Source organism: Streptomyces sp. Tu6071, assembly GCF_000213055.1.
GTDB lineage: Bacteria > Actinomycetota > Actinomycetes > Streptomycetales > Streptomycetaceae > Streptomyces > Streptomyces evansiae.
On record NZ_CM001165.1, the window covers coordinates 1,281,351 to 1,304,625 of the forward strand.

Here is a 23,275-nt window from a genome sequence, read left to right on the forward strand (position 1 = left end):
ATGTGCCGTGCCCACATCCCCGTCCCCGCAGGTACGGTGCGCGGCACCATGTCCCGGGGCCCCGCCCGGAACCTACGGTCTGGCCGACAGTTCACCCGCGCCGCCACCGTCGTCCGTCGCAGGTCCGTCCCCCCAGCGGGACGCCGGCCCTGGTGGCCCCAGCGAAAGCCGGTCCGTCATGTCGCACACCGCCGCCCGCCCGCGCCGCTCCGGAGCGCTCGCCGCCGCCTCGGCGCTCTCGCTCGGCACGCTGCTCCTCTCCGCCTGCGCCTCGCCCGGCACAGGCGGCCCGGACGGGGCCAAGGGCGAGTCCGCGCCCGTGAAGGTCGGTCTCGTCTACTCCAGGACGGGCCCCCTCGCCGACTACGGCAAGCAGTACCTCCAGGGGTTCAAGGCCGGTCTGGAGTACGCGACCAAGGGCACCAACAAGGTGGGCGGCCACAAGATCGTGGTGACCGAGCGGGACGACGCGGGGGACGCGGCGAAGGCGACGGCGGCGGGCAAGGACCTCATCGGCAAGGGCTACAAGATCCTCGCGGGGACGACGGACTCGGGCATCGCGCTCCAGATGGCGCCGCTCGCCGCGCAGAACAAGGTGCTCTTCCTCGACGGGCCCGCCGCGACCGACGCCGTCACCGGCATCAACAAGTACACCTTCCGCTCGGGCCGGCAGTCCTACCAGGACACCCTGACCGCCGCCGCGATGCTCGGCGACGCGAAGGGCAAGAAGGTCACGGTGCTCGCGCAGGACTCGACCTTCGGGCAGGCGAACGTGGCCGCCGTGCGGGCGGTGCTCGGCAAGGAGGGCGCGAAGGTCTCGAAGGTGCTCGCGCCGCCGTCGGCGACCGACCTCACGCCGTTCGCGCGGCAGGTGAGGTCGGCGAAGCCCGACCTGGTCTTCGTGGCCTGGGCCGGGGCGACCGCGCCCGCGCTGTGGACGGCGCTCGACCAGCAGGGCGTGCTCAGCGCGTCGAAGGTCACGACGGGCCTCGCGGGCACCGCCTCGTACCCCGTCTTCGGCAAGGGCGGTGACAAGATCACCTTCCTCGCGCACTACTTCGGCGGCGCGGCTGGCACCGCGGCCGAAAAGGCGATGACCAAGTCGGTGAAGGAACAGGGCGGCGTGCCCGATCTCTTCACCCCGGACGGCTTCACCGCCGCGCAGATGGTGGTGCGGGCCGCACAGGAGAGCCCCGAGGACGCGGACGGGATGATCAAGGCCCTGGAGGGCTGGTCGTTCGAGGGCGTCAAGGGCGCGACCGAGGTGCGCGCCGAGGACCACGCACTGCTCCAGCCCATGTTCCAGGCGAAGTTGGAGGGCACGGGCGCGGGCGCCGAGCCGAAGCTCGTCAAGAAGCTCGACAAGGACGAGGTCACCCCGCCGGTCCAGCCGATGAAGGGCTGACCGGGATGAGCACGGCACCAGCACCGCGCGAGACGGTCGTGTCGGCCCCGCCCGTCCTCGCCCTCGAAGGCGTCGGCTGGACGGTCGGCGGGGCCCGCATCCTCGACGACGTGTCCCTGGAGGTCCGCGAGGGCGAGTTCCTCGCCTTCATCGGGCCCAACGGGGCGGGCAAGACCTCGCTGTTCAACCTCGTGAGCGGCCTCGTCCCGGCCACGTCGGGGCGGGTCCTGCTCGACGGCGAGGACCTCACGCGCGCGGCCCCGCACGCGCGGGCGCGACGCGGCCTCGGGCGGACCTTCCAGACGTCGAGCCTGTGGCCCGCGATGACGGTCGCCGAGCACGTGCGGCTCGCGGCGCAGGCAGCGGCGGGCGGCTCCTACCGCGTGTGGCGCAGGGCGGCCCCGTACCGCGAGAAGGTCGCGGACGTGCTGGAGCGCACGGGCCTCGCGCACCGCGCCGAGGCCCTCGCCTCCGCGCTCTCGCACGGCGAGAAGCGGAAGCTGGAGCTCGCGGTGCTGCTCGTCGCCGAGCCACGGCTCATGCTGCTCGACGAGCCGATGGCGGGGGTGAGCGCCGAGGAGGTCCCAGCGCTCACCGCGCTGATCCGCTCGCTGCACCGCGACGAGGGCCGCACGGTCCTCATGGTCGAGCACCACATGGACGTCCTGCTCGGTCTCGCCGACCGGCTCGCCGTCATGCACCACGGCCGGCTCCTCGCGCTCGACGCGCCGGACGCGGTGATCGCCGACGAGACCGTCCAGCAGGCTTATCTCGGGGAGGCGTTGTGAACACCACGACACCCCTGCTCGCGGTGCGGGGCCTGCGGGTCCTCATCGGCGGGCGGCACATCCTGCACGGCGTCGACCTCGACGTGGCCGCCTCGGGCGTGACCGCGCTGCTCGGGCGCAACGGCGCGGGCAAGACGACGACGGTCCGGGGCGTGCTCGGGCTCGTACCGCGCTCGGGAAGCGTCGTGTTCGACGGCGCGGAGACGGTGGGGCTCGCGACGCACGCGCTCGTGCGGCGCGGGATCGGCTACGCGCCCGAGGACCGGGGCGTGTTCGCCTCGCTCACGGTCGCCGAGAACCTGCGGCTCGCCGAACGCGCGGGCGGCACACCCGACTACGCGCGGGTTCATGAGCTGTTCCCCGAACTCAAGCACAGGGAGAAACAGTTGGCGGGCACGCTCTCGGGCGGTCAGCAGCAGATGCTCGCGATCGGGCGGACGCTGCTCAACGGGAACAGGCTCGTCATCGCCGACGAGCCGACGAAGGGCCTCGCGCCGAAGGTCGTCACCGAGGTGACGCACGTCCTAGAGCGCGCGGCCGAGGCGGTGCCCGTGCTGCTCGTGGAGCAGAACCTCGCGATGGTGCGCAGGCTCGCCACGCGCTGCACGGTCCTCGCGGACGGCCGCACAGCGCACCAGGGCCCCGCGGAGGCGCTGTTGAGCGACCCGGAGGCGACGAGGCGACTGCTCGGCGTCGGACGGGCCCGTACCCCCGGAGTCCCCGGCGCACAGAAGAAGGCGGGTGCCTGATGTCCACCGTCGTCCTGCTCGTCCTGACCGGACTCGGTCTCGGCGCGCTCTACTTCCTCGTCGCCTCCGGGCTCTCGCTCATCTTCGGGCTCATGGACGTGCTCAACTTCGCGCACGGCGCGCTGCTCTCCATCGGCGCCTACGCCACGTGGTGGGCCGCGTCCGGGCACCTCCAGGGGGCCGGTCCGGGCGGTTTCGGCTTCGTACTGGCGGTCGTCTTCGGCGTGTGCGCGGGAACGGTCGCGGCGGTGCTCGTCGAGCTCCTCGTCGTACGGCCGCTGTACACGCGCCCCCGCGAGCAAGTACTCGCCACCGTGGGGATCTCGCTCGCCGTGCCCGCGCTGCTCGCGGGGATCTGGGGCTCGGACGCGCACAGGTTCCCCGGCCCCGAGGCGCTCGGCGACACCTTCGGGCTGCTCGGCGCGCGCGTGCCGGTGAACCGGCTCGTGCTCGTCGCCGCCGCCGTCGTGGTGTGGGCCGGGCTGAAGCTCTTCCTGGACCGCACCCGGTACGGGCTCGTCGTGCGTGCCGGGGTCGAGGACCGCGCGATGGTCACCGCGCTCGGCATCGACGTGCGCAAGGCGTTCACGCTGGTCTTCGCGATCGGCGGCGCCGCGGCGGCGCTCGGCGGGGCGCTCGGCGGGCTCTACTTCGGCTCGGTCGACCCGCGCCAGGGCACCTCGCTGCTCATCTTCGCGTTCGTCGTCGTCGTGACGGGCGGCATGGGCTCCGTGAGCGGCGCCGCCGTCGCCTCGGTCGTCATCGGCCTCGTCCAGCAGTTCGCCAACTACTACACCACCGCCGGGCTCGGCGACCTCGCCGTCGTCGTCCTGCTCGCCGCGCTCCTGCTGCTGCGCCCGCGCGGACTGACGGGGAGGCTCGCGTGAGCACCATGACAGGGACACCGGCCGGACTCGTCAAGAAGCCGGGCGCGCCGGACCCGAAGCGGCGGCTCCTGCGGTGGTGGCCGGTCGTCGCGCTCGTCGTCCTCTTCGTGCTGCCGTACGGCACGGTGGAGGTCCCCGGGCTGCTCGACGGACCCGTGGGCAGCGCGGGAAGCCTCCAACTCCTGGCGCTGTGCCTCCTGTTCGGCGGGCTCGCGACCGGGTACGACCTGCTGCTCGGCCGCACGGGGCTGCTTTCCTTCGGGCACGCGCTGTACTTCGCGGCGGGCAGTTACGCGACCAACACCTTCCTGCGCGAGGCGGGCCTGCCGTTCTGGCTCGCGGCCGTGCTCGGGCTGGTCCTCGGGGTCGCCGTCGCGCTGCTCTTCGGCGCGGTGAGTTTGCGGGTGACGGGCATCGGCTTCTCGATGGTGACGCTCGCCTTCGCGCAGGCAGCCTCGCTCCTCGTCTCGCGCGACCCGGGCGGCTTCACGGGCGGCGAGGAGGGCATCTCCGCGCCCGGGGACGCGCTGCCGGCCTCGCTCGTCGGGATCGGCAACACCGCGAACCTCTACTGGATCGCGCTCGCCTTCCTCGTCCTGTGCCTCGCGGTCGTGCACCGGACGACCCACTCCCCCACCGGCCGCGTGTGGGAGGGCATCAAGGAGAACGAGCGGCGCGTGGAGGTGCTCGGCCTGCGCCCGTACGGGTTCAAGCTCGTCGCCTTCGTCGTCGCGGGCACGCTCGCCGCGCTCGGCGGCATCGTGCACCTCCTCCTGACGGGCGGCTCGACGCCCGCCACGACGACCTCCGAGTTCACGCTGTCGCTCCTCGTGATGGTCGTGCTCGGCGGCTCGGGCACGCGGTGGGGGCCGATGCTCGGCGGCATCCTCTACACGTGGGCGGACCACCGGCTCGGCGATCTCGCGAACTCGGCGACCGTCGCGGACCTCCCCGGGGTGCTGCGGGTCCCGCTGAGCCAGCCGCTCTTCCTCCTCGGCGTACTCTTCGTGGTCGTCGTCAACGTGCTGCCGGGCGGGCTCGCGGCCCTCCCGGGGCGCGTCCGCGCGGCGCGGTCCCGTACCCGTACCACCGGCGGCGACAGCCCGGCCGCCTCCCCGGCCCCCACCGAAAGGCACGACGCGTGAGCACGACCGACCTCGGCACTTCCCCGCTGCCCTTCGACGAGGTGAGGGTGCCGGTCAGCGGCGGCGCCCTGGCGGTGCTGCGCTGGCCCGCGCGCGAGCCGGACGCACCCGCTGTCCTCGCCCTGCACGGCATCACGGCGAACGGCCTGTCGTGGGGCGCGGTCGCGCGGCACCTCGCGGGGCGCGCCACGCTCCTCGCGCCCGACCTGCGCGGCCGTGCGGGCAGCGCGGAGCTGCCCGGACCGTGGGGCATCGCGGCGCACGCGGACGACGCCGCCGCGCTCGTGGCGGGGCTGGGCCTCGAACGGCCGGTGCTCGCCGGGCATTCGATGGGGGCGTTCGTCGCCGCCCTCGCCGCCGTGCGGCACCCGGATTCCTTCGGGCGGCTGCTCCTGGTCGACGGCGGCGTGGGCTTCCCCGCGCCCACGCACCTCTCGCCGGACGAGCTGATGACGGCCGTCATCGGTCCCGCGATGGACCGGCTCTCGATGACCTTCCCCGACCGGTCGGCCTACCGGGACTTCTGGCGGGTCCACCCGGCGTTCGCGGAGCAGTGGTCGGCGGAGGTCGACGCGTACATCCAGCGCGATCTCACGGGCCGGGAACCGGAGTTGCGGTCCTCGTGCCGCTTGGAGGCGGTCCGCACCGACGGTGTCGGGCTCTTCGACCCCGACGTGCTCGCCGCCGTGCGCCGCCTTCCCTCGCCCGCGACGCTGTTGTGGGCCGAACGCGGGCTCATGGACGAGCCGCAGGGCCTGTACGACGAGCAACGCCTCGCCGGGGCCGCGCTCGCCGACACGCGCGTCACCCCGGAACCGGCCCCCGGGACGAACCACTACACGCTGCTGACGGGCGAACCGGGGGCGGCGCGGATCGCCGGACTGCTGCTCGCGGCGGCGGGGCGGGGCTGAGCGAGGGCGGCGGTCGTACGGGACGGGGCGGCGCTGCCGCGTGGGGGCGCCGCTTCCGCGTGGGGGCGCCGCTTCCGCGTGGGGGCGCCGCTTCCGCGTGGGGGCGCCGCCCCGTCCCTTACCCCGGTCCGTCATCCTTCCCGCAACTGCACGAGCGTCAGCGCGAGTTGAAGTTCCAAGGCGTGTTCGGGGGTGTTCCAGTCCGGGCCGAGGAGCGCCTCGACCCGTTCGAGGCGCTGGACGACGGTGTTGACGTGGACGTGCAGGGTCTCCTTGGCGCGGACGAGGCTGCCGCCCGCGCCGAAGTAGGCGCGCAGGGTGCGGACGAGTTCGGTGGCACGCTGGGCGTCGTAGGCGAGGAGCGGACCGAGGGTCTTCTCGACGAAGCCGTCGAGGTCCTTGTCGTCGCCCAGCAGAATCCCGAGGAAGCCGAGTTCGGCCGCCGAGGCGCCCTCGCCCGCGCGGCCGAGCACGTGCAGTGCGCGCAGGCAGCGGACGGCCTCGGCGTGGGCGGTGGCGAGGCGCGCGGGGCCCGCGACGGGCCCGGCGGCGGCGACGGTGACGGGGGCGCCGGTGAGGTGCCCGAGCTGGGCCGCCGCGGCGCGCGCCGCCTCGCCGGGCGGCCGGTCGCCGGAGGAGGGGCCTTCTCCGGTCCCGGCGGGGACGAGGAGGACGACGGCGCCCGCGTGCTCGGCGCTCGCGCTGCCCGGCGGGGAGCCGAAGAGGTGGCGCACGGCCGCGGAGCCGAGCCGGTCGCGTGCCTCGGGGACGGTGTCGGCGACGAGGACGAGGTGGGGGCGGGCGAGGTCGATGCCGAGGCGGTGCCCGCGTTCGGTGAGCAGGCCGGGGTTGCGGCCCGCGTCGGTGAGGAGGTCGTTGACGAGTTCGCCGCGCACCCGGTTCTCGGTCTCGGCGACGGTGCGGCGCAGGAGCATGAGCAGCCCGGTGACGACGCCCGCGCGCTCGAAGAGGCGGCGGTCGGCGTCCTCCAGGGGTGCGCGCCGGTGCAGGACCATGATGGCGAGGAGTTCCTGCCCGGCGAGCACCGCGCAGATCCAGCGCCCGCCGCGCCGCACCGCGCGCGCCGCCGTACGCGACTCCTCGGCGGCGGCGACGAGCCAGCGCGCGTCCATCGAGTCGGCCGCGACGGGCCCGCCGTCGTGGCGCACGGCGGCGAGCGGGCGACCGCCGGGGTCGTGGACGCTCAGGGTGCCCGCGAGGAGCCCGGCGACGGCCGCGGCGACCTCGCGCACGTCGCCGCCCCGCAGCACGAGGTCGGTGAGCCGGTCGTGCGCCTCCTCGGCGCGCTGGACTGCGGCGGCGTGGGCGCGTACGACCTCGTTCGCGCGGCCGAGCCCGGCGAGGGCGGCGCGCGTGTCGTCGAGGGCGCGCGCGGTGTCGAGGGCGATGGCGGCGTGCGCGGCGAGGGAGGAGAGGAGCGCGACCTCCTCGGGGGCGAAGGCGCGCGGCGAGCGGTCGGCGGCGAAGAGCACGCCGATGACCTTGCGGTCGCCGCCGTGGACCGAGCCGAGCAGGAGCGGGACGCCGAGGATCGCGACGAGGCCCTCGTCGAAGACACCGGCGTTGATGTCGCGGGTGTGCCGGAAGCGTTCGTCGGTGCGGTAGTCGGGCGAGGCGTAGGGGCGGGCGGTCTGCGCGACGAGGCCGCCGAGCCCTTCGCCGAGTTCGAGCCGGAGGTTCTGGAAGACCTCCGAGACGGAGCCGTCCGTGACGCGCATGTACGTGTCCCCGGCCTCCTCGTCGGGGAGCGTGAGGTAGGCGGTGTCGGTGCCGAGGAGGCGGCGGGCGCGGCGCACGATGGCCTTGAGCACGGCGTCGGGGTCGCGGGTCGCGGCGAGGTCGGTCGCGGTGTCGAAGAGCGCGGTCAGCTCGCGTTCGCGGCGGCGGTGGGTACGGAGCAGGGCGCGGACGCGGAGCGCGGAGGCGACGGCCCGTCCGGTCTCGGCGAGGTCGGCCGCGGGGACCCCGGCGGCCCGTGCCCGCTCCTCGACGGCCTTGAACTCGTCCTCGGCGGCGTCCTCCGCGAGGAGTTCGAGGAGGTGGCGCAGATGAGGGACCGCGGAGGCGGGTGCGTGTGATGGCGTGCTCATGTCAGTGTCCCGCGTCCGTTCTCCCCGCGCCCCCGGGCGCCTCGCCGGGGCTCACCTTGCCAGCGCCCGGGGCGGCGGTCACCCCACCGGACACCACCGACCAGGGATCTTTACGCTTCCGTGACCACGCCGGGCGCGCGGCGGGGCGGCTCCCGGCACCGGCCGGCCCCACCGCCGCGGTCACCTCGCCCTCCGGGCCGCCGCCGCGCTCGCGTACGCGCGCCGCCGTCCTCGCGTCCCCGTCCTCACGTCGCCGCGCTCACGTCGCCGTCCAGCCCCCGTCCATGGGCAGCGAGGTGCCCGTGACGGAGGACGCGTGCGGGCCGCACAGCCACAGCACCGCCGCGGCGACCTCCTCGGGCTCCACGAGCCGCTTGATCGCGCTGTGTTCGAGCAGGACCTTGTCGAGCACCTCGTCCTCGGGGACGCCGTGCCGCCGTGCCTGCTCGGCGAGCTGACCCTCGACGAGCGGGGTGCGGACGTAGCCGGGGCAGACGCAGTTGCTCGTGACGCCGTGCGGGGCGCCCTCCAGGGCGACGACCTTGCTCAGCCCCTCCAGGCCGTGCTTCGCGGCGACGTACGCGGACTTGTAGAGGCTCGCGCGCAGCCCGTGCACGGAGGAGATGTTGACGACCCGGCCCCAGCCGCGCGCGTACATCCCGGGCAGCGTGCGGCGCAGGATGCGGAAGGGGGCCTCCAGCATGACGCGCTGGAGCAGGGCGAAGCGCTCGGCGGGGAACTCGTGGACGGGGGCGACGTGCTGGAGCCCGGCGTTGTTGACGACGATGTCGGCGTGGTCGGGGAGCGCGTCGACCTGCGCGGGGTCCGAGAGGTCGGCCACGAGGGCGGTGCCCCCGGTCCCGGCCGCGACCCGCTCGGCCCCCTCCGCGTCGACGTCCACCACGAGGACCTCGGCCCCGGCCCCCGCGAGGGCGAGCGCGCAGGCCCGCCCGATCCCGCTCGCCGCGCCCGTGACGAGCGCGGTCCTGCCGTCGAGGCGGGCGGTCCGCGGCTGCGGGGCCGCATCCGTGCGGGGGCCCGCGGCGGGGCGCGAAGTGGTCTCCATGGGCGTCACCGTAGGAAGCGCGCGGAGGGGCGGACATGTGGCCGGTCCACACAATCCCCCGGGACGGGGTGGTGGGGTGGTCCATGCGGGGGTACGGGGGCGGGGGGCGTACGGGGGCGCGGCCGGGGTTGGGTCCGTAGGGCGGGGCCCGGTGCGGGCGGCGGGGCACGGTGCGGGCGAGCGGCGGTGGACCGTACCGGCGACGGCCGGTGCGTACGGGCGGGCCGTTGACCGGGGCGCGGGCCGGGCGGCGAGCGGGCGGGCGGTGGGCGGGCGCCGTACGGGCAAGGGGGCGGGCCCACACCTTCGGGCGCCGGGTGTGGCCCGGCTCGCCATAGGGCGGGCGCGGCGCGCGGTCCTAGCCTCGCGCAGCGGAGGCCGGGCACCCGGCCCCGCACCCGCACCCCGCACCCCGCACGCCCCGGAGGTACCCCACCGTGCGCCCACCCCTGCTCCGACGGCTCGGCCGTCTCCTCGTCTCCGCGCTCCTCGCGGCGACCGCCTGCACCTTCGCGCTCCCGTCCCCGGCCTCCGCCGCGGGCGGGCTCACGCAGGTCACCGGCTTCGGTTCCAACCCCGGCAACCTCGCGATGTACACGTACGTGCCCGACGGCCTGCCGCCGAACGCGCCGGTCGTCGTCGCGCTGCACGGCTGCGCCCAGTCGGCGAACGACTACTACGCCAACTCCGGCTGGACGACGATGGCCGACCGCTACAAGTTCGCGGTCGTCTTCCCGCAGACGAGCGCGGCGAACAACTCGCTCTCCTGCTTCACCTGGTTCGACCCGGCCGACACCGGGCGGGGCAAGGGCGAGGTGGCGTCGGTCGTGAGCATGGTGGACAAGGCCGCGCAGCTCTACGGCTCCGACCGCGCGCGGGTGTACGTGACGGGCCTGTCGGCGGGCGGCGGCATGACCGCGAACCTGCTCGCCGCCTACCCGGACGTGTTCGCGGGCGGCGCGGTCGACTCGGGGCTGCCCGCGCAGTGCGCCACGAGCCAGACGGGGGCGTCCGGTTGCCAGTACGGGAGCCTGAACCTGACGCCCGCGCAGTGGGGCGACAAGGTGCGCGCGCAGAACCCGGGGTACGCGGGCCCGTGGCCGCGCGTCGCGATCTGGCAGGGCACGTCGGACTACACGGTCTATCCGGTGAACGCGACCGAGCTGCGGGACCAGTGGACGAACGTGTGGGGCCTCTCGCAGACGCCTTCCTCGACCACCACGCTCCCGGGCAGCACCACACTGACCAGCTACGACGACGCGGGCGGCGAGCCGGCCGTGCAGCTGTACCAGATCTCGGGCATGGGCCACGGGCTCGCGGTCGACCCGGGAACGGGCGAGGAGCAGTGCGGCAAGAGCGCCGCGTACTTCCTCGACACGATCTGCTCCAGCTACTACACGGCCCACTTCTGGGGTCTCGACGGAGCGGGAACGGGACCGGGCGACGGCGACGCCCTGCCCGCCCCGGCAGGGCTCAAGGCCGGTACGCCCACGGCGACTTCGGTGCCGCTGAGCTGGTCGGCCGTCGCGGGCGCGGCCTCGTACCACGTCTACCGGGGCGGTACGCGGGTGGGCACACCGAGCGGGACGAGCTTCACCGACTCGGCGCTGACGGCCGGGACTTCGTACACCTGGACGGTCACCGCGGTCGACAACACCGGTAAGGAGGGCGCGCGTTCGGCCCCCGTGACGGCGAGTACGACGGGCGGCGGCACCCCCGCCACGTGCGTCACGGCGAACAACTACGCCCACGTGGCCGCGGGACGCGCCCACGTGAGCGGCGGGTACGCCTACACGAACGGCGGCAACCAGAACATGGGCCTGTACAACGTCTTCGTCACGCACACGCTGCGGCAGACGGGCCCGGACTCCTGGGAGCTGGCGGACGGGGCCTGTTGACGCGGCACGGCCCGGATCGCCGCTCTCCGCATTCGCGACATGAATGCAGGGGGCGGCGATCCACGTTCCGGTAAAGGCCGGTTCAAGCCTGCGCGCTTCCGCATTCCCTCAGCCCAGGCGCCATTGACGCACCACGGCTTCACGCCACGCACGGATACCGGACGCGCACCCCTCAGGGCGTTACTTCAACCTCCTTACACAGAAGCCGCGTTGTCCTTTCTCTGTGTACGAGAAGTATTGACGCGGTTGCCGCTTGCCGCTTCACTCACTCCGCAAGGCCCCCGCACGGCCTGCGCACCTCAGGTGCGGGCACACCCCACCACACTTCCCCTGAAGGAGGAGTGCTGTGCTGCTCAGACGTTCCCCCCGCTCATCCGGCCCCCCGCACGGGCGCCGACGCCTGTGGCCGCCGCTCTTCGCGGCCCTCGGGCTCCTGCTCACGATGGTGTTCACCGGCTCCACGGCCGGCGCCGAACCCCGCTCGCCGCAGCCGGGCGCGCAGAAGGCCGACGTGGTCCGCGTCGCGGAGTTCCTCGCCGAGTGTCCCTACAGCCACCGCCTGCCCGACGACCCGATCGTCTTCCCGAACCTGCCCGGCGCCTCGCACATGCACAGCTTCTTCGGGAGCCACGCGACGAACGCGCACACCACGGTGAACGACCTCCTCGGCGCGGCGTCCACGTGCAGCCCGAGCACCGACACGTCCTCGTACTGGGTCCCGACCCTGTACGCGAACGACCAGGCCGTCGAACCGACGGGCACCACCTTCTACTACCTGGGGGAAGGGGTGCGCGACGACATCATCCGGCAGATCAAGCCGCTCCCCCAGGGCCTGCGGATCGTCGCGGGCAACGCCAAGGCGACCGGCACGAACGACCCCACGTCGATCGCCCGCTGGTCCTGCCTGCACCACGGCGAGGTCAACCCGTCGAAGGACTTCGTGAACTGCCCGCCCGGTTCCATGCTGGAGTCCTACCTCGACTTCCCGCAGTGCTGGAACGGCAGGGACCTCGACTCCGCCGACCACAAGAGCCACATGTCCTACCCGGTGAACGGGGCCTGCCCGCCGAGCCACCCGGTCCCCGTGCCCAAGCTGCGGCAGGTGCTGCGGTACCCGGTCTCGGGCAACCCCGCGGCCTTCCGGCTGGCCTCGGGTCCCGGCTACACCATGCACGGCGACTTCTTCAACGCGTGGCCCGCGGCGGAGATGCAGCGGCGCGTCACCACCTGCATCAACGCGATCGTCAAGTGCGGGGCGGACGGCACCCCGTCCTGAACGGCGCCCCGCCCGGTGGGAGTCCGCTCCCGCCGGGCGGGGCCGTCGTCCGCGACACGGCGGAAAGGACCGAGCATGACGGCTACGGCAGGACACCGCACGGCGGTACGGAGAGCGGTACGAGCGGGCCTCGGCCCCCTCCTGTGCGCGGCGCTCGCGGCGGGGTGCGGGGCGGACGGCACGACCCCCCGGAGCGCGAGCGCACCCGTGACCGGGACGAGCCGCCCCGCAGCGGAGGCGAGTCCGCCCCCGGCCGTCGCGAGCACGCCGTCTCCCGGAGGTCTCGGCCCCACGGACACGGGCTGGCTGCACCTCTCCCTCGCGATGGAGGAACAGTCCCTCGCCCTTCTGGAGCTGGCCCCCACCCACGGCGCGGACCCGGCGCTGGCCACCTGGGCGGGAGACCTCGCCCAGGGGCAGCGCGCCGACCTCACGACCCTGCGCGCCCTGCTCGCGGCGGCGGGCCTCGACGGCGAGAACCCGCACGAGGGCCACGACATGCCCGGCATGGTGAACGCCGCCGAACGACGCGCCCTGGAACGCGCGCGCGGCACCCGCTTCGACGAACTGCTGCGCGCCGCGCTCCGCGAACACCTCGCCCAGACCCGCACCCTGGCGACCGCACTGCGCCGCACGGACGGCGACGCCCGCGTACACCGGCTCGCGCGCCGCATGGGCGAGCGGGCCGCGAAGGCGGAGGCGGGCCTGACGGGCGCGTGAGCGCGCCGCCGGGACGCGTGGACCCTGGGCGCGGCCCGCCACGACCGGCGGGTGCGGCCGGAGCTCCGGCCGGGTATGTCCTCCGTATGAGCGAGAGCCAGGGGGACGCGCGGCCGTTGCTGCTGATCGACGTGGACGGGCCGCTGAACCCGTACCGGGCGCGGTGGGCCCGGCGGCACGGGTACGCGAGCCACCGGATGTGGCCCTCGGTGTGGTCGGCCCGGCACGCCGAGGGCTCGCGGGCGCTGCGGCGCGGCCTGCGCGTGCGCCTGCGGGCGGCGGACGGGCCCCGGCTCCTCGCGCTCCCGTACACCCCCGTGTGGGCGACGACCTGGGCGCACGAGGCGAACGAGATGATCGCCCCGGCCCTCGGCATCGAGGAACCGCTCCCCGTCATCGACTGGCCGCGCCTCTTCGAGACCGACCCCGAGGGCCTGTACTGGAAGACGCGGTACGTCGTCGCATGGGCGGCCGGGCGACCCTTCGCCTGGATCGACGACATGGTCACCGACCTCGACGTCCGGTACGTCGCCGAAACACACGGCCCGCACGCACTGCTCCTGCGCATCGATCCCCGCACCGGGCTGCGCGAGGCGCATTGGGAGCGGTTGCGGGAGTGGGCGGGGACGGTGGCCTGAACGGGGGGCGGGGGCGTACGGGCCGGGGATGAGCGGGCCGCAGGCGCGTGCGGGGCGCTTGCGCGCGGCGGGTCGCAGGCGTACCGCGCCGAGGGTGAGCGGGGTTACGGAGCACGGGCGGCGACCGTCTCGCGGGCGGGGCGATGTCGGGGAGCGGGCGCGCGTGCGGGGAGGCTGAGCGCGGCCGTGCGCGCGGACCTGTTTCGTGGGGGCTACGCGTACCGGCCGGGGCTGTCGCGTACGACCGGGCGGTGTCGGTGGGGTGCGGCACTATCGACGGCGGGGGACGGTGACGGCGGTACGGGATGAGGGGCGGCGGGATGACGCGGGAGCTGACGGCGGCGCAACGGCGCGTGATGGAGGCGGCGGAACCGGTGACGGGACGGCTGCGCGGACCGGCGGCCGTGCTCGACCGGCTCGTGAAGCTGGGCCTCGCCTTCCGCCACCCGCGCCCGCCGCACGACTGCTTCCTGACCCCGGCCGGTCAACGCGCCCGCACCGCACCCCCGGCACCGCCCGCCTCCCCCGAGCCCGCGCCCCGCCCCGCGACGGCGGACGGGGTCTTCGCGGCACGTACGGGCGAGGAGACCGAGCCCCCCGCGGACCCCGCCACGCGCGCCCGCGAGGTGCACGCGGCCTGGCAGGGCCTTCTGGAACTGCGCCGGATGACGCGGGCGGACGGCGACATGGGCCGCCCCTGCGCCTGGGAACGCGCTCACCTCGTACGGGCCGCGGCACTCGCTCTGGAGGCGGCGGGCCGGGTCCCGGCGCTCGCGGGCCGAGGCGGCTACGTGGTCGGAGAATCACCGCAGCCGGAGGCGGTGGAGGTGCGGGTGAGGGGGGCATCCCGAGCGAGCGGGGCACGGAGCGAGGCGGGCAGAGGGGCGGGGGCCCCACGGGCAGAAGCCGGGAAGGGCCGCCGACCGGAAGTCGGGACGGGTGAGGCTGCCCAAGCTCCAGGGGCGGGCGTCGCAGGGATCGGGGCCGCCGGAACAGCGGCGGCTCCGGGGGCGGGTGGTGCGGTGACCGACCCCGGCCGGGAACTGGCGCTGTGCGCGGGGGCACTGGAGGCGGCGGGGTGGCAGGTGAGCGAGCACGGGGACCGGCGCGGAGGGCGCGTGGTGATCGCCTCACCGCCGCGAAGGTAGACCGGCCATTGGCTCCGTGGTCAAGCCGTTCCGTACGGGGCCGGCCCCGCTGGCTGAGCAGACCCGGGCGCAGGGGGCAGTCGTTGGTGGCGGCGCTGGGGGTCCGCCCCGAAGGGCCCGACAGCCACGACGGCCACGACGGCCACGACGGCCACGACGGCCACGACGGCCACGACCCAACGGCCGCCGCCGCGCACAGTTCCCGTCCGGCGAACAGCCCCCTCCCGCCCGGGGGGCTACCCCAATACCAGTCTCTCGCACTCCGCAAGCCGTTCTCCGCCACCCACCGAAATCTGTGGATAACTCCGCCCAATCCGAAAATGCCGCCACTCAAAAGGGTGGTGACGATACGTAAAAGCTCTGCGGGCGAGTGTGCGCTCACTCACCTCGGCCACCCCCTCCCCCCAGGGAATTCGCGCGTTCGCGGGCTCGTACACACGCGGAGCGCTGTCGGTCCCGTACGAGAATGGACGGCGGCCAGAACGGGACCCGAGATCGGGAGTGGGCAATGTCCGAGCAGCAGTTCAGCGTCACCGTGCGAGTACGCGGCTACGAGACCGATGTGCAGGGGCACCTCAACCAGAGCGTGTACCTCCAGTACGCGGAGCACGCGCGGTGGGAGCTGTTCCTCGCGGCGGGCATCACGCAGGGGGATCTCGCGAAGGCGGGGATCGGGCCCGTGGTCCTGGAGACGACGATCCGGTACCTGCGGGAGTTGCGGGCCGGGGACGAGGTGACGATCGGCTGCGCGATCCTGTGGAGCGGCGGGAAGACGTTCCGCGTCGAGCAGACGATCACCCGAACAGACGGGGTCGTCGCCGCCGAGGTCACCGGGGTCGGCGGCATCCTCGATCTGCGGGAGCGGCGGCTCGTCCCCGATCCCCGCGAGCGGGTGCACGCGCTCGCCACCGACTCGGCGCGGCTCGGATTCTGACGGCCGGTCGGACAAAAGATGCTTCCGGGTCGTTCGTGTGCCCCATCCGGCCGACACGGCGGGTAGGGGTGGGAGGCGGACGGGCGGACGGGGTACTCCTCGCGGGGGACAACGCAGTCGAGCCGAGGAGTCGCCGTATGCCATGGGACCGCCGCACCTTCCTGGGACTGCTCGCGGGCGCGCCCGGAATCGCCGCCGTCGCCGGGAGCGGCACGGCCGCCGCCCACACAGGCGCACCCCGAACGCCAACGCCCTTCGCGCCCTCCGATCCCGCCGCCGCTGCGGCCCGGCGCCTCCTCGGCGCCCGCGCCGACCAGTTCCTCTTCACCTCCCTCGCACCGGACACCGAGGGCCGGGACCGCTTCGCCGTCAGCGGCCGGGCGGGACAGATCACGATCGCGGGAACGAACCCGGCGACCCAGCTCGCGGGACTGCGGCGGTACCTCAAGCAGGCGGGCCTCGCACAGTTCACCTGGGCGGGGAGCCGCGCCGGACTGCCCGAGCGGGTTCCCGCCCCCGAGGGCGGCCGGCTCGAAGGGCGCGCCGACACGCCGCACCGCTTCGTGCTCAACGACACGAACGACGGCTACACCGGCCCGTACCACGACTGGGCCTACTGGGAGCGGGAGATCGACCTGCTCGCGCTGCACGGCTTCAACGAAGTGCTCGTCTACGCGGGCGCGGACGCCGTCTATCAGCGGCTCTTCCAGCGGTACGGGTACAGCGACGACGAGGTGCGCGCATGGATTCCCGGGCCCGCGCACCAGCCGTGGTGGCTGCTCCAGAACCTCTCCTCGTTCCCCGAGCCCGTCACGGCGCGGCTGATCGAGCAACGAGCGGCGCTCGGCGCCCGCATCGTGGGGCGGCTGCGCGAACTCGGCATGTCGCCCGTGCTCCCCGGCTACTTCGGCACCGTCCCGGCCGGTTTCGCCGACCGGAACCCGGGCGCGAAGACCGTGCCGCAGGGAAAGTGGATGGGCTTCGCGCGGCCCGACTGGCTCGACCCGCGCACGGACCTCTTCGCCGAGGTCGCGGCAGCGTTCTACGAGATCCAGGAGGAGCTGTACGGGCGCGGCACGCTCTACAAGATGGATCTTTTGCACGAGGGCGGGAGCGCCGGGAACGTGCCGGTGGGGGATGCGACGCGCGGGGTGCAGCGGGCGCTGCGCGCGGCGCGTCCGGACGCGGTGTGGGTCATCCTCGGCTGGCAGAAGAACCCGCCGAAGGAGGTCGTCGCCGCGGCGGACCGTGAGGCGATGCTCGTCGTGGACGGGCTCAGCGACCGCTTCTCGGAGGTGAACGACCGCGAGAGCGACTGGCAGGGCACACCGTACGCCTTCGGCTCGATCTGGAACTTCGGCGGCCACACCGCGCTCGGCGCCAACGCCCGCGACTGGGTGGACCTCTACCCTCGCTGGCGGGACCGCTCGGGCAGCCGGCTCTCCGGCATCGCGCTCATGCCGGAGGCCGCCGACAACAACCCGGCCGCCTTCGAGCTGTTCGCCGAACTGCCGTGGACCGAAGGGCCCGTCGACCTGACGGACTGGTTCCGCGAGTACGCGCGGGTGCGGTACGGGGGCAGCGACGCGCACGCCGAGGCGGCGTGGGACATCTTGCGGACGACGGCGTACGGAACGCGCCGCGACGACCGGTGGTCGGAGCCCGCCGACGGGCTCTTCGGCGCGCGACCCGCGCTCGACGCCGTCTCAGCGGGCAAGTGGTCGCCGAAGGCACTGCGGTACCCGGCCGCCTCCTTCGAGCCCGCGCTCGATGAACTATTGGCGGTGCGCGCCGAGTTGCGCGACTCGGCGACGTACCGCAGGGACCTGCTCGACGTGGCGCGGCAGGCGCTCGCCAACCGGAGCCGGACCCTGCTGCCGCGCCTGGCCGCCGCCTACCAGGCGAAGAATCAGGCCGAGTTCGCGCGGCTCGGGCGCCGCTGGATCGCGCTGATGGACCTCCTCGAACAGCTCGTCGCGACGGACGAGAACCACCTGCTCGGGCGGTGGGTCGAGTCGGCCAGGGCCTGGGGCGGGAGCGCGCGGGAGAAGAGCCAGCTCCAGTACGACGCGCTGTCGTTGCTCACGACGTGGGGGACGCGGCAGGGAGCGGACGCGGGTCTGCGCGACTACGCGAACCGGGAGTGGTCGGGGCTGGTGGGCGGGCTGTACCGGCTGCGCTGGAGCACGTACATCGACGAGTTGTCGGCGGCGCTCAAGGAGGGGCGGAAGCCGGTGGCGGTGGACTGGTTCGCGCTGGAGGACCGGTGGACGCGGAACCCGGGTGCCCTCGCGACCCAGCCTCGCGGGCAGGTGCACGAGGTGGCGGAGGAGGTGGCGCGAGCGCTCGCACGGGCGGACTGACCGCCCCCGCCCGCGGGAGCCCGCCGGGAGTTCAGCCCATCAGCGCCGCCAGCCGCCCCGCCTCGTCGCGGGCCGCCCGCGCCACGAGGTCCTCGTCGGCGTGGACGAGGCGGCCGTGCTCGACGACGGGACGACCGCCGACGAGGGAGAGGGTGACGGGGGCGGGGGCGCCCAGGACGAGGGCGGCGACGGGGTCGGCGATCGTGGAGTGCGCGAGGGTGTCCAGGCGCCACAGCACGAGGTCCGCGAGTTTGCCGGGCTCCAGGGAGCCGATCTCGTCCTGACGCCCGAGGACGCGGGCGCCCCCGGCTGTCGCGAGGCGCAGCGACTGCCGGGCGGTGAGGGCGGCTTCGCGGTGCGGGCCGAGGCGGGCGACGAGGACGGCGTTGCGCAGTTCGGTGTGGAGTTCGCCGGACTCGTTCGACGCCGTGCCGTCCACGCCGAGACCGACGGGGACCCCGGCGGCGAGCAGGTCGGGGACGCGGGCGATCCCGGCGGCGAGGCGGGCGTTGGACGAGGGGCAGTGCGCGACGCCGGTGCCGGAGCGGGCGAAGGCGGCGATGTCCGCGTCGTCCATGTGGACGCAGTGCGCCATCCACACGTCCTCGCCGAGCCAGCCGGTCGAGGCGAAGTAGTCGGTGGGGCCCATGCCGAACAACTCGCGGCAGAACTCGGCCTCTTCGCGGGTCTCGGAGCCGTGCGTGTGCAGCCGCACCCCCTTGCGGCGCGCCAGCTCCGCTCCCTGGCGCATGAGTTCCGTCGAGACGGAGAACGGGGAGCAGGGGGCGACGGCGACGTGGGTCATCGCGCCGAAGGCGGTGTCGTGGAAGCGGTCGACGGTCTCCTCGGTCGCGGCGAGGGCTTCGTCGAGGGCCTCGACGGCGAAGTCGGGCGGGAGGCCGCCGTCCGAGGTGCCCCGGTCCATCGAGCCGCGCGCGAGCGTGAAGCGCACGCCGAGGTCGAGGGCCGCCCCGACGAGGGCCCCGGAGAGATCGCCCGCGCCGCGCGGGTAGATGTAGTGGTGGTCCATCGCGCAGGTCACGCCGCCGCGCGCCATCATCGCGAGCGAGCCGCGCGCGGCGGCGCGGACCATGGGCTCGTCGATGCGCGCCCACGTCGGGTAGAGGGCGACGAGCCAGTCGAAGAGCTTGTGGTCCGTGGCGAGTCCGCGGGTGAGCCACTGGTAGAAGTGGTGGTGGGTGTTGACGAGTCCGGGGGTCAGGAGGTGCCCGGTGCCGTCGACGCGGCGGCGGACGTCCGTGAGCCCGGCGGGGGCGGGTCCCGGGCCGAGCGACTCGATGCGGTCCCCGTGCACGACGAGGTGGCCGGAGCTGTGCTCGGTGCCCTCGGTGTCGACGGTGGCGAGGGCGACGTTCTCGATGACGACGCGCCCCTGCGGGACGGGTGGTGGGGTCACGGTGCGCTTCCTTGGCGAGCGGGCGGTACGGCTCAGAGGTTGCTGTGGTCGACGGGTATGCGGGCCTCGTGGCCGGCGCGCAGGATCGTCGCCTCGATGAGTCCGTAGGGGCGGTCGGCCGCGTAGTAGACCTCGTTGTCGTTGCCGAGGCCGAAGGGGGCGAGGTCGACGAGGAAGTGGTGCTTGTTCGGCAGCGAGAAGCGCACCTCGGCGATCTCCGGGCGGTGCTCGATGATGCGGCTGCCCATGCGGTGCATCGTCTGCTGGAGGGAGAGCGAGTACGTACCGGCGAAGGCGGCGAGGAGGTGGGCGCGGGTCTCGCGGTAGGAGGTGTCCCAGTCGGGCGCCTCCTGGGTGTCCTCGGTCCAGGTGTGGCGCCAGCGGCCGGAGACCTCGGTGGCGAGGATGCGGTCGTGGGTCTCGGGGAGGGTGGTGTACGGGTCCTTGGCGAAGCCGTGGAACTCGGAGTCCGTCGTGTTGAGGACGGTGAGGCCCTTGAGCCCGGAGATCACCTGCCAGTGGCCGTCCTCGTACGCGATCTCGGCGAGGCGGGTCTCGCCGCCGCGCCGGGCGAAGGAGTGCGCGGGGCCTGCGGCGGGGTCCGTGAGGCGGTCCCAGGCGTACTCCTCCACGCGGACCCGGGCCCGGTGGATGCTCGGCTGTGTCGTGACGAAGTGGCGGGCCAGGCGGGTGGCGAACTCCTCGGGCGAGGCGATGCCGTGTTCCTTCGCGAAGACGTAGACGGTGTTCTTCATCGTGTCGGTGGGCAGGCAGTTGGCGTTCGAGCCGGTGAGGTGCACGTCGTCCAGGGCGCCGGAGAGGGCGATCGAGACGTTGAGGTCGCGCAGGTGGTGGACCGCGCCCTCGCGGACGACCCGGACGACGCGGACCTCGGCCTTGCCGTACTGGTTCTGCCCGAGCACGGAGACGGCGGGGGCGGGGGCCGCGTCGGCTTCGGGGGTGGTGGTGTCGGGGCCGGTCTTCGGCATGGTGCCTAGCTCCCTCGGTATGCGGAGTAGCCGTACGGGCTGAGCAGCAGGGGTACGTGGTGGTGCTCGCCGGGGGTCACGCGGAACACGAGGCCGACCTCGGGGAAGAACGAGGCGGCCGGGACGTGACCGGCCGTGGCGAACTCCAGGCGGACCTCGGTGGTGCCGAGCGGAGGCGCGGGCAGGTCGCGGCAGCGCCCGTCCGCGTCGGTCTCGGAGGAGCCGACGACGGTCCAGGGGGCCTTCTCGCCGGAGCGGGCCGAGAGGGTGACGGGGACGCCGGCGGCGGGGCGGCCCGCGCTCGTGTCGAGGACGTGCGTGGAGACGGTGGCGGGCGCGGCGGGCGGAGAGGGGTCGGGGAAGAGGCGGTCGAGGCGGATGCGGTGGATGGCGGCGAGTTCGGTACGGGACCGGGCGCGCTCGGTCGCTGGCGTGTTGCCGAGGCGTTCCTCCAAGGCCGCGAGGATGTCGGCGGCGCTGCGTCCGGTGGCGCGGATGAGGAAGACGTGCCCGAACTTCTCCTGGTACGCGAGCGTGAGTTCCCGCACCCGGGCCCGCAGTTCCCCGGGCGCCTCGGCCACGGCGCTCTGCTCGCGCGCCGAGGTGGCGTCGCCGGGGCGGCCGATGGGCGGGTGCCCGGCGAGGGCGTCGTCGAGGTCGGGGCCTTCCAGGGCGGCCGTCGCCGCGTCGCTCGCCGCGTGGAGCGCGGCGGTGTTCTCGTACGGCCGTCCGGCGAGCACCGCCGTGACCCAGGCGCCGCTGGAGCAGACCTCACCGAGGGCGGAGCGGGCCTCGGGGGCGGGCAGGGCGTTGAACCGGCTGAGCGTCACGGGGACCTCCCGGGTCCTGGTGCGGTCGTGCCGCGGTGCGGCTGCGGACAGCTAAGACCTTCCCCCGAGGGCGCGTCAACACTTTGTTGAAATGAGGTGGCGAGCGGATACGCCGAAGTAACACGGGCGTAAAGCGGGGCACTTGGGGAGGGTGTGTCCGGGCGTGTCACGGGGCCGAACGGGGGGGGGTGGGGGCGGCCGGGGTGTTCACATCGGCGTAGCCCCGTTGTCAGTGGCGCCCTCTACGGTGGTGCCCATGACTCAGACGTCCCGTCCTGTCACCGCGCCCCGCAGCGACGCCGTGCTCGACACGGCCTCCCCCGCCGCGCGGTCCGTCGCGCCGCCACCCCGCTCCGCCGCCGTGGTCAACGCGGAGATCCGCGCGCTGTGGTGCGCGGGCGGGCGGCTCGCCGAGGAGCGGCGCGGGGAGTACGAGGCGCTGCTCGCCGAGTGGTCGGCGGCGCTGCGCGCGGAGGTCGTGACGGCAGCGTGAGCGGAGGCCGGGACGGGGGCCGCGGTCAGCGGACGGTTCCCGTCCCGAGGGCCGCCGCGATCGTGGCGTCGTCGCGGCCCCTGGTCTCGGGCAGCCGGTGCCACACGAAGCCGAGGCCGAGGAGGCAGACCCCGGCGAAGAGCCAGAAGGTCTCGCCCTGGCCGAGCGCGCCGACGAGGGTCAGGAAGAACTGGTTGACGACGAAGTTGGCGAGCCAGTTGACGGTCGTGCACACGGCGGTGCCGAGCGCCCGCCGCTCCGGCGGGAAGATCTCGGCGAGCAGGAGCCACACGATCGGGCCGAGGCCGATCGCGAAGGCGGCCACGTAGGCGAGCAGGCACAGGAGCGCGACGAGGCTGTGCGCGGGCACGTCCCACATGAAGCTCACGCCGAGCGGTACGAGCGCGACGAACATGAGCCCGACCGAGAGCAGCATGAGCGGGCGGCGGCCCCAGCGGTCGACGAGTTCGACGGCGACCATGGTCATGACGACGTTGAGGGCGCCGATGTACACCGAGTAGAGGATCGCGTTCGACGCGCCGAGCCCGGTGGAGCGGATGATCGTGGGCGCGAAGTAGAGGACCGCGTTGATGCCGCAGAACTGCTGGAGCAGGCAGAGCCCGACACCGACGAGGAGCGCGGGCCGTACGCCGCGCGCGGTGAGGACGCGCAGCGCGGCACGCGGACCGGGCCTCTTCCGCGCCGTGCCGGCGCCCCGCGCCCGCCAGGCGGGGGATTCGGGCAGGAGCGGCAGGGCGAGCAGGAACAGGGCCACGCCGGCGAGCCCGGCGCCGAACATCCAGCGCCACTCACCGCCGGACGAGTAGGCGAGCGCGACGAGGTACGAGACGAGGAGGCCGACCGTGACCATGAACTGGTTGAGCGTGCCCATGCGCCCGCGGGCGCGGTCGGTGGAGATCTCGGAGAGGTAGACGGGGACGACGGCGGAGGCGAGCCCCGCGGCGAGGCCCTGCACGACGCGGCCGACGAGGAGGAGCGGCAGTCCGGGCGCGAAGGCGGCGAGGGCGAGGCCCGCGCCGAAGAGGAGAGCGCTCAGGAGGAGGGCGGGGCGGCGGCCGTAGCGGTCGCTGACGCGTCCCGCGCCGAGGGCACCGGCAGCGGCGCCGAGGAGGAAGACGGAGACGACGGCGCCCTGTGCCGTCGTGCCGAGGGAGAAGTCGCGGCTGACGTAGAGCTGGGCGCCCGCGACGACGCCGCTGCAGTAGCCGTAGAGGAGGCAGGCGAGGGCGGCGATGGCGCCGGACAGGAGGCGACGGGCGGAGGTGGGCTCGGCCCGGGGGACGGAGGGGGACGTGTGCGGGCGGGCCATGGCGTTCCCTTGCTTCCGGCGAGGCGGGAGGGCTCAGGCTCTCGCGGGCGCGCGGGGGGCGCGAACGTGGAGGGCCGGACGGAGCAACAGGCCGGGAGGGCGGAAGGGGGCCCGTGGTGAAGCGGCGGGGCGCACTGCGGAACGGTGGTGTGCGTGGCGAAACGGCGGGACGCGCGG

20 protein-coding genes are annotated in these 23,275 nt (G+C 74.3%); 14 read left to right on the forward strand and 6 right to left on the reverse strand.

The annotated features are described in order from the left end of the window. Positions 1 to 178: 178 nt before the first annotated feature. Genes STTU_RS05310 through STTU_RS05335 form a run of 6 tightly spaced genes read left to right on the forward strand, consistent with a single transcriptional unit; the run spans position 179 to position 5,885 of the window. Positions 179 to 1,405, forward strand: coding sequence for a substrate-binding domain-containing protein (locus STTU_RS05310; RefSeq protein ID WP_007820530.1), 1,227 nt, complete (start codon positions 179 to 181; stop codon positions 1,403 to 1,405). 5 nt (positions 1,406 to 1,410) lie between these two features. Further along, the gene (locus tag STTU_RS05315; protein ID WP_007820531.1) at positions 1,411 to 2,193 is read left to right on the forward strand and encodes an ABC transporter ATP-binding protein; all 783 of its coding nucleotides are present in this window, start codon (positions 1,411 to 1,413) and stop codon (positions 2,191 to 2,193) included. Continuing rightward, positions 2,190 to 2,942 carry an ABC transporter ATP-binding protein gene (locus STTU_RS05320; RefSeq protein ID WP_043254226.1) on the forward strand — a complete coding sequence of 251 codons (753 nt, stop codon included), beginning with the start codon at positions 2,190 to 2,192 and terminating at the stop codon, positions 2,940 to 2,942. Before STTU_RS05315 ends, STTU_RS05320 begins: the two co-directional genes overlap by 4 nt. Next, positions 2,942 to 3,829 (forward strand): branched-chain amino acid ABC transporter permease, encoded by an 888-nt coding sequence (locus tag STTU_RS05325; RefSeq protein WP_007820533.1) that lies wholly within the window; start codon positions 2,942 to 2,944, stop codon positions 3,827 to 3,829. The genes STTU_RS05320 and STTU_RS05325 overlap by 1 nt, the downstream gene beginning before the upstream one ends. Beyond that, positions 3,826 to 4,974: a branched-chain amino acid ABC transporter permease gene (locus STTU_RS05330; RefSeq protein WP_043254227.1), complete on the forward strand. Its 1,149-nt coding sequence runs from the start codon at positions 3,826 to 3,828 to the stop codon at positions 4,972 to 4,974. The genes STTU_RS05325 and STTU_RS05330 overlap by 4 nt, the downstream gene beginning before the upstream one ends. Further along, on the forward strand, positions 4,971 to 5,885 hold the full coding sequence (locus STTU_RS05335) for an alpha/beta hydrolase (RefSeq protein ID WP_043254229.1): 915 nt from the start codon (positions 4,971 to 4,973) through the stop codon (positions 5,883 to 5,885). Before STTU_RS05330 ends, STTU_RS05335 begins: the two co-directional genes overlap by 4 nt. 131 nt (positions 5,886 to 6,016) lie before the next feature. On the opposite strand, the gene STTU_RS05340 is transcribed toward STTU_RS05335, so the two are convergent. Beyond that, positions 6,017 to 7,996 (reverse strand): helix-turn-helix domain-containing protein, encoded by a 1,980-nt coding sequence (locus tag STTU_RS05340; RefSeq protein WP_007820537.1) that lies wholly within the window; start codon positions 7,994 to 7,996, stop codon positions 6,017 to 6,019. 259 nt (positions 7,997 to 8,255) lie between these two features. Next, positions 8,256 to 9,062, reverse strand: coding sequence for a 3-hydroxybutyrate dehydrogenase (locus STTU_RS05345; protein WP_007820539.1), 807 nt, complete (start codon positions 9,060 to 9,062; stop codon positions 8,256 to 8,258). Positions 9,063 to 9,499: 437 nt separating this feature from the next. Here STTU_RS05345 and STTU_RS05350 point away from each other — a divergent pair, with 437 nt between their 5' ends. The 7 genes from STTU_RS05350 (at position 9,500) to STTU_RS05380 (ending at position 18,039) form a co-directional block, all read left to right on the forward strand. Continuing rightward, the gene (locus STTU_RS05350) at positions 9,500 to 10,960 is read left to right on the forward strand and encodes a PHB depolymerase family esterase (RefSeq protein WP_007820541.1); all 1,461 of its coding nucleotides are present in this window, start codon (positions 9,500 to 9,502) and stop codon (positions 10,958 to 10,960) included. A gap of 346 nt (positions 10,961 to 11,306) precedes the next feature. Continuing rightward, positions 11,307 to 12,236 (forward strand): DUF1996 domain-containing protein, encoded by a 930-nt coding sequence (locus STTU_RS05355; protein WP_007820542.1) that lies wholly within the window; start codon positions 11,307 to 11,309, stop codon positions 12,234 to 12,236. Positions 12,237 to 12,311: 75 nt separating this feature from the next. Further along, entirely contained in the window at positions 12,312 to 12,956 is a 645-nt protein-coding gene (locus STTU_RS05360; RefSeq protein WP_234019161.1) for a DUF305 domain-containing protein, read from the forward strand. Positions 12,957 to 13,042: 86 nt separating this feature from the next. Further along, positions 13,043 to 13,594, forward strand: a complete 552-nt coding sequence (locus STTU_RS05365; RefSeq protein WP_007820544.1) for an HAD domain-containing protein — start codon at positions 13,043 to 13,045, stop codon at positions 13,592 to 13,594. A gap of 320 nt (positions 13,595 to 13,914) precedes the next feature. Continuing rightward, on the forward strand, positions 13,915 to 14,742 hold the full coding sequence (locus STTU_RS36165; RefSeq protein ID WP_007820546.1) for a hypothetical protein: 828 nt from the start codon (positions 13,915 to 13,917) through the stop codon (positions 14,740 to 14,742). 508 nt (positions 14,743 to 15,250) lie between these two features. After that, positions 15,251 to 15,676, forward strand: a complete 426-nt coding sequence (locus STTU_RS05375; RefSeq protein WP_007820547.1) for an acyl-CoA thioesterase — start codon at positions 15,251 to 15,253, stop codon at positions 15,674 to 15,676. Positions 15,677 to 15,813: 137 nt separating this feature from the next. Next, positions 15,814 to 18,039, forward strand: a complete 2,226-nt coding sequence (locus STTU_RS05380; protein ID WP_007820548.1) for an alpha-N-acetylglucosaminidase — start codon at positions 15,814 to 15,816, stop codon at positions 18,037 to 18,039. A gap of 31 nt (positions 18,040 to 18,070) precedes the next feature. On the opposite strand, the gene STTU_RS05385 is transcribed toward STTU_RS05380, so the two are convergent. From STTU_RS05385 to uraD, 3 genes are read right to left on the reverse strand one after another with little or no spacing between them, the layout of a single operon-like run. Next, entirely contained in the window at positions 18,071 to 19,456 is a 1,386-nt protein-coding gene (locus tag STTU_RS05385) for an 8-oxoguanine deaminase (protein WP_007820549.1), read from the reverse strand. A 32-nt stretch (positions 19,457 to 19,488) separates the two neighbouring features. Continuing rightward, on the reverse strand, positions 19,489 to 20,445 hold the full coding sequence (gene pucL / locus STTU_RS05390) for a factor-independent urate hydroxylase (protein WP_007820551.1): 957 nt from the start codon (positions 20,443 to 20,445) through the stop codon (positions 19,489 to 19,491). 5 nt (positions 20,446 to 20,450) lie between these two features. Continuing rightward, on the reverse strand, positions 20,451 to 21,275 hold the full coding sequence (uraD, locus tag STTU_RS32400; RefSeq protein WP_007820553.1) for a 2-oxo-4-hydroxy-4-carboxy-5-ureidoimidazoline decarboxylase: 825 nt from the start codon (positions 21,273 to 21,275) through the stop codon (positions 20,451 to 20,453). Positions 21,276 to 21,531: 256 nt separating this feature from the next. Between uraD and STTU_RS05400 the strand changes: the two genes are divergently transcribed. Next, complete coding sequence (locus STTU_RS05400; RefSeq protein ID WP_007820555.1) at positions 21,532 to 21,768, forward strand: hypothetical protein; 237 nt, start codon at positions 21,532 to 21,534, stop codon at positions 21,766 to 21,768. 25 nt (positions 21,769 to 21,793) lie between these two features. On the opposite strand, the gene STTU_RS05405 is transcribed toward STTU_RS05400, so the two are convergent. Next, positions 21,794 to 23,098: an MFS transporter gene (locus STTU_RS05405; RefSeq protein WP_007820556.1), complete on the reverse strand. Its 1,305-nt coding sequence runs from the start codon at positions 23,096 to 23,098 to the stop codon at positions 21,794 to 21,796. Positions 23,099 to 23,275: the final 177 nt, after the last annotated feature.